The organism is Henriciella sp., from assembly GCF_049649345.1.
In the GTDB taxonomy this organism is placed as follows: Bacteria; Pseudomonadota; Alphaproteobacteria; order Caulobacterales; family Hyphomonadaceae; genus Henriciella.
Genome location: NZ_JBARZC010000208.1, coordinates 1 through 6,070, shown reverse-complemented (window position 1 = coordinate 6,070; position 6,070 = coordinate 1). Strand labels below are relative to the sequence as shown.

Here is a 6,070-nt window from a genome sequence, read left to right as displayed (position 1 = left end):
GTGCCATTGTCGGCGGGCTGGGCGGTCGCGGAAAGTTTGGTCATAACGACGTGCTTATAGACGCAGTTTCGCGCATTCGTCATGATGGCAGGATAAGACAAGGTGAATCTGGGAGGAGACCTGTCATGAGCAAGATTTCGAGACGCCGCTTTCTGGGGGCTGGTTTTGGGGCCGCCGGTCTTGCTGCCTGCGCCACCTCGGGCAATCCGCTTGCCGACAATCGACCGGCATTTGAAGGAGCTGTCAGCTTCGATCATGGCGTTGCCTCTGGTGATCCGCTTTCCGACCGCGTCATCCTCTGGTCGCGTGTAACGCCCGCCGAGGACGACACCGCCGCCACGATACCTGTGAGTGTCCTCATCGCCCGTGATGATGCGATGAAAGACATCGTCAGTCAGGCGCTCATCGAAACATCTGCGAGCCGGGATTTCACCGCGAAAGTCGACGCAGCCGGTCTCGATCCCGAAACCACTTATTATTACCAGTTTACCGCCAAAACGTCTGGCGGGGATGTCGTCTCGCCGGTCGGGCGCACGCGAACCACGGCCGCGTCCGGTACGCCGGATGTGAAGTTCGCGGTGATCTCCTGCTCGAACTGGCAGTTCGGTTATTTCAATGTCTATGACGATATCTCCAAGCGCGACGATCTCGACGCAGTCATTCACCTTGGCGACTATTTCTACGAGTACGGCGTAGACGGCTATGGCGGCGAGACCGCGCAGCAACTCGGCCGCTTCCATGAGCCGCCCATGGAGATCGTCACGCTCGGCGACTACCGGATGCGGCACGCCCAGTACAAGAGCGATCCCAAGCTTCAAGCCGCCCATGCCGCTGCCCCCTGGATCTGCACCTGGGACGATCATGAAAGCGCCAATAATGCCTATCGCACGGGCGCCGAAAATCACCAGCCGGAAACCGAAGGCAACTGGACCGATCGCAAACAGGCCGCCGTTCAGGCCTATATGGAATGGATGCCGGTCCGTGACCTGGAAGCAGGCCGGGCGTTCAGCGGCATTTATCGCAGCTTCACCTTCGGCGACACCGCCACGGTGTTCTGCCTTGAGTCGCGGCTGACCGGCCGGTCCGACGAAATCGGCTGGGGCGCGGAGCTCGGCGGTGTCGCCCCGGATGCCATACCGGCCAAGGCGCAGGCCGTGATGGCGCGTGTGACTAGTGACGACCGGACCATGCTCGGCAAAGTGCAGGAAGACTGGCTGGCCGGCGGCCTCAAATCCTCTGTCGCCTCTGGCAAGGCCTGGCAGGTGCTTGCCAATCAGGTGATCATGGCGAGTGTCAAACCGCCCAACCTCATGGAGACGCTGACGCCTGAGCAGCGCGCTGCTCAGGGCGGTTATGTGGCTGCCATGATCCCTTTCAGCCAGTTGCAGCTACCTTTCAATCTGGACGCCTGGGACGGTTTCCCGGCAGCGCGCAAGCGCCTCTACACATCCGCCGAAACAGCAGGCGCACGCCTCGTCACGCTGACCGGCGACACGCATACGGCCTGGGCCAACACGCTACATGATGCGGGCGGCAATCAGCGCGGTGTGGAGTTTGGCTGCACCTCCGTTACTTCTCCCGGAATGGGCGAATATGTGAGCGGTGTGCCTGATCTTGGCGAGCAGTTCGCAGATGCCAATGCGGACGTCGAATGGTTCGACCCGAACGGGCATGGCTACTGCATGGTGACGCTGACATCGGACAGGGTGGTTTCGGAGTATTACAAGGTCTCAACCGTCCTGGAGGAAACATACTCGTCTGACCTCGTTGCGGGCTTTACGACCGTGAGGGATGGCGACGGTATGGGGCCTCTGGAGCGGCTTCTTCCGAAAACGCCGGTCTAGCCGGGGGGCGCTACCCCCTGCCCCGATACGGCGCAACGCCCGTCTCTGGCACGTAGAGTCCGTCCGGGATCGGTCCGGTCTGCCAGAAAACATCGATCGGAATACCGCCGCGCGGGTACCAGTAGCCCGAAATGCGCAGCCATTTGGGCTCAAGCAAGTCTGCCAGGCGCTTGCCGATCGCGACGGTGCAGTCTTCGTGGAACGCGCCGTGATTGCGGAAGGATGTGAGGTAGAGTTTGAGACTCTTGCTCTCCACCAGCCACGGCCCCGGCGCATAGTCGATGACGAGATGGGCAAAGTCCGGCTGGCCTGTGACCGGGCAAAGCGAGGTAAACTCAGGCGCCGTGAAGCGAGCCAGATAGAGTGTATCGGCATGCGGGTTCTTCACCCGTTCGAGCTTAGCCTCTTCAGGCGAGGCCGGGATCGCGTTCGATCCGCCAAGCTGGTCGAGGCCGGAATAGATATCGTCACTCATGGCGTCGTCCCGTGGTCTGCCTCAGAAGCGCGGCAGGAGATTGAAGCTGAAGGCCATATAGACGCCATAAGCGGCAAGGAGAACCGCCCCTTCCCAGCGCGCCAGCTTCTTTCCGGTATAGGCAAACAGGAACAGCAAGAAGACCGACAGGGCGAGCGCTCCCATATCCTGCATGCTGACCAGGCTCTCGCCGGGCTGGTATTCCATGGCTTCGACTTCTAGCGGCTTTGTGCCGCCGGGGGCAGGCTGGCTGATGATGCTGAATGGATAGACGGCGGCCGACACGCCCATAATGCCAAGGATATTGAAGATATTCGAGCCGATGACATTGCCGAGGGCGACGTCGGCCTTGCCCTTTAGGGCAGAGACGATGGAGGTCACGAGCTCTGGCAGGCTGGTGCCGATGGCGACGATGGACAAGCCGATCACCGTCTCTGAAATACCAAAGGCGCGGGCCAGATCCGAGCCGCCGGAAACCAGCAGCTTGGCCCCGAAAACGACGCCGACAATGCCGCCGACCGCCAGCAGAAGCGACAGGAGAAGCGGCTCCTGCGTTTCGACAATCTCGGCTTCGCCCGCATGCACGACACCTGCCGGTGAGCCTTTCCGGCGGTCAAGAACGACAGACGCGATGAGATAGCCAATCAGCAGAACGATGAAGACGATCCCCGTGAGACGGGTGAAGCCGTCAAACCACAGTACAATGGCAAACAGAACGGTTGCCGCCAGCATAACCAGGCCATCGCGCGCGAGTGATCTCGGATTGGTGACAAATGGGCAGATCAGACAGGCTGCGCCGATCACCAGAAGCACGTTAGCGACGTTCGAACCGATGACATTGCCGACCGATATGCCGACAGCGCCATCAGACAGGGCCTGAAGGCTGGTCACCATTTCCGGCATTGACGTGCCAAAGCCTACGAGCGTCAGGCCGATCATCAGCTCCGACATGCCGAGCCGCCGGGCGACGCCGACAGAGCCGCGCACGAGGACTTCCCCGCCCACGAGCAGCAGAACCAGTCCGCCAGCGATCAGCGCGATCATGATCATGAAATTCCGCTCTCCACATCAGCCCTCGCGACCTGTCTAGCGGTAAAGGGACGAAACCCAAAGCCTGCTTTCAAATCGGTCTCTATCGAATAGAGTGCCCCCAGCATATACGGAGCGATCACCCATGCGTAAGACATTTTTTGCCGTGTCTATCTCGGCCTTCCTGCTGGCGGCCGCCTGCAGCCACACCGCGCCAGCCCAGGCTGAAGCCGGCTTCACAATGGCCGACAGGACAACGATCCACGACCTGCTTGAAAACCAGGACGCCGCCTGGAATGCCGGCGATATCGAGGGCTTCATGGAGGGATACTGGGTCTCGCCGGAGCTTCGCTTTGCGTCCGGCGGTACAGTCACGCGCGGCTATGAAGAAACATTGCAGCGTTACAGGGACCGGTATTCCAACCGGGCGCTGATGGGACAGCTCAGCTTTTCCGAGCTTGAGATCGTGCCCCTCGCAGATGACGCCGCTGTCGTTCATGGCCGTTGGCTTCTGACCCGCGATGCCGATGCGCCATCCGGGCTCTTCACCCTGGTGTTCCGCAAGATCGACGGGCATTGGAAAATTATAAGCGATACGACGACCTCTGCGGATTGATCCGCCGCGCAGCCTGGCTAAGACGGGCTATGGGGGGCAGGGAGTGAGCCATGGCACGCGCGACACTGGATGAAACGACCAGCAATTCGAAGTTTGAAGCGGCGATCGAGAGCTCGGGCTTCCGCAATCTGGTTACAGGGCTGATCATTATAAATGCGATCATACTCGGTATCCTGACCTATGAGGACAGTCTGTCGCCGCAGACGGTCTGGTCGCTCGAAGTCATGGACCGGGCGATCACATTCGCCTTTGCCTTCGAGATTCTTCTGAAACTCGCTGTCTACCGGCTGAGCTTCTTCAAGCTGGGCTGGAACTGGTTCGACTTTATCGTTGTCGGGATCTCGCTGATCCCGGGCGGGACCGGCTTCTCCGTGCTGCGGGCGCTGCGGGTCCTGCGGGTGCTGCGCCTGCTCCACATCGTTCCGATGATGCGGCGGATCACAGAGGCGCTGCTGAAGGCGCTGCCCGGCATGGGCGCGATCATGGCCGTGCTGGCGCTGCTGACCTATGTCTACGCCGTCATGGCGACCAATATGTATGGCCGCACCGACAATCCAGAAGTCGCCCAGCTCTTCGGCGATCTGCCGAGTTCTGCCTTCTCGCTGTTCCAGGTGATGACCATGGATGGCTGGCGGTTCGAGGTCGTCCAGAAGGTGATCGATGATGGCCACCCCTATGCCCCGCTCTTCTTTCTGACCTTCATCTTCATTGCGAGCTTTGCCGTCCTCAACCTGTTCATCGCGCTGATCGTCGAGGCGCTGGCCGAAGAGCAGAAAGCGGCGACGGAGGAGCTCATTGACGAGATCGAGGAGGATGTCGAACAGGCCGAGGAAGAGCGCGACGAGATGATGGGGCTGCTGAAGGAGCTGAAGGCCGAGATGGCCGAGCTCAAAGTCTCACTCAAACGTGACGTTTCGCGCGATTGATCTTTGCCTGCGCGGCCTGCAAGCCTTGCGCATATAAGGAAACTATTGAAAGTCTTGAGGTCTGCGGACTGATTTTCTTCACATTCATGGGTATAGTCGAAAGCCAATGAGCCTGTGGCAGATGATGATCGAAGGCGGAAAGCGCCTGTTCGACAGTGACGGACCCGACGAGCCCGCACCGTGCGATGGCGGCTGCGCGCCTGATCCGAACGATGTCGGCTTCACCGCTGCCGTGATCGGGCTCAGCGCCAAGATGGCGGCCGCAGACGGGCGGGTCAGCGACAATGAAGTCATGATGTTCTCGCGCATCTTCCGGGCCTCGCCGAAGGATGCGGGCAGTGTCCGCCGGGTGTTCAATATCGCGCGTCAGACGGTGCGCGGCTACGAGGCCTATGCCCGCAAGATCGGCAAGCGCTACTCGGACCGGCCGTGCCTGCTCGAAGGTGTGCTCGACGGGCTGTTCATGATTGCCGGGGCAGACGGGGTCGTGACGCAGGAAGAGATGGAGTATCTCAGAACCGTCTCGGACAATTTCGGCTTCGACGAGGCGACGTTCCGCCGGATCCGTGCGAGCCATCTCGGCCCGGACAGGGACGACCCGTATCACATTCTCGGCGTCTCCCATGACGCGGCTTTCGATGTCATCCGCCAGGCCTATCGCCGGCTGATGGCGGACAATCACCCCGACCGGATCGTCGGCAATGGCGCCCCGCGCGAGTTCGAACTGGCCGCGCATGACAAGGCTGCTGCGATCACGGGCGCCTATGCCCGGATCCGCGCAGAACGGGGCCTGATTGCGGCAAACTGATGGTCTTTTCCAAGCAGAGATTGACCTTCGGGGCCTATGACCTCATCTTCACCGGACAGGAGATTCATCTGACATGACCGCAGCACGCACCGGGTTTTCCCTCGAAACGCTTTTTCTTCGCGTCGGCAATGGCCTTCGGGAAGCGGCGCGATGGGCCCTTCGCGGCGCGCTCGCGCTTGTCATCATCTTCATGGCCGGCGTGATCGCCGTGGTCACCGCCGGTGTCGGCCTGATCGTCGCGGCCATCGCCATCCTGCTGCGCCTGACAGGCGCGCGCGGCAAGACGACCACCTACCGCACACATACAGCAGACAGCGCCCCGAGCGACGGCATCACGCTGGACGCACACCGCACAGCCCGCGGCTGGACGGT

At 61.1% G+C, this 6,070-nt stretch carries 7 protein-coding genes; 5 read left to right on the top strand and 2 right to left on the bottom strand.

Features of this window, described 5'->3' with window-relative positions; translation table 11 throughout:
* Positions 1–125: 125 nt before the first annotated feature.
* Complete coding sequence (locus tag WA989_RS05215) at positions 126–1,844, top strand: alkaline phosphatase D family protein (protein ID WP_424339446.1); 1,719 nt, start codon at positions 126–128, stop codon at positions 1,842–1,844.
* Between the two features lie 10 nt (positions 1,845–1,854).
* Here the strand turns inward: WA989_RS05215 and queF are convergent, their stop codons facing one another.
* Positions 1,855–2,319, bottom strand: coding sequence for a preQ(1) synthase (gene queF, locus WA989_RS05210; protein ID WP_424339445.1), 465 nt, complete (start codon positions 2,317–2,319; stop codon positions 1,855–1,857).
* A 21-nt stretch (positions 2,320–2,340) separates the two neighbouring features.
* Entirely contained in the window at positions 2,341–3,369 is a 1,029-nt protein-coding gene (locus WA989_RS05205; RefSeq protein ID WP_424339444.1) for a calcium/sodium antiporter, read from the bottom strand.
* A gap of 124 nt (positions 3,370–3,493) precedes the next feature.
* Between WA989_RS05205 and WA989_RS05200 the strand changes: the two genes are divergently transcribed.
* The 4 genes from WA989_RS05200 to WA989_RS05185 all read left to right on the top strand — a co-directional run.
* On the top strand, positions 3,494–3,964 hold the full coding sequence (locus tag WA989_RS05200) for a YybH family protein (RefSeq protein ID WP_424339443.1): 471 nt from the start codon (positions 3,494–3,496) through the stop codon (positions 3,962–3,964).
* Between the two features lie 50 nt (positions 3,965–4,014).
* Complete coding sequence (locus WA989_RS05195) at positions 4,015–4,890, top strand: ion transporter (protein ID WP_424339442.1); 876 nt, start codon at positions 4,015–4,017, stop codon at positions 4,888–4,890.
* Positions 4,891–4,996: 106 nt separating this feature from the next.
* The gene (locus WA989_RS05190) at positions 4,997–5,698 is read left to right on the top strand and encodes a TerB family tellurite resistance protein (protein WP_424339441.1); all 702 of its coding nucleotides are present in this window, start codon (positions 4,997–4,999) and stop codon (positions 5,696–5,698) included.
* Positions 5,699–5,771: 73 nt separating this feature from the next.
* Positions 5,772–6,070: hypothetical protein (locus WA989_RS05185; protein WP_424339440.1), on the top strand; the 299-nt coding region annotated here is incomplete at its 3' end.

Bases quoted from the DNA above. Each gene is read 5' to 3' on its own strand.
- WA989_RS05190 (WP_424339441.1), top strand. From the start codon at position 4,997: ATGAGCCTGTGGCAGATGATGATCGAAGGCGGAAAGCGCCTGTTCGAC.
- WA989_RS05205 (WP_424339444.1), bottom strand. From the start codon at position 3,369: ATGATCATGATCGCGCTGATCGCTGGCGGACTGGTTCTGCTGCTCGTG.
- WA989_RS05215 (WP_424339446.1), top strand. From the start codon at position 126: ATGAGCAAGATTTCGAGACGCCGCTTTCTGGGGGCTGGTTTTGGGGCC.
- WA989_RS05195 (WP_424339442.1), top strand. From the start codon at position 4,015: ATGGCACGCGCGACACTGGATGAAACGACCAGCAATTCGAAGTTTGAA.
- WA989_RS05200 (WP_424339443.1), top strand. From the start codon at position 3,494: ATGCGTAAGACATTTTTTGCCGTGTCTATCTCGGCCTTCCTGCTGGCG.
- queF (WP_424339445.1), bottom strand. From the start codon at position 2,319: ATGAGTGACGATATCTATTCCGGCCTCGACCAGCTTGGCGGATCGAAC.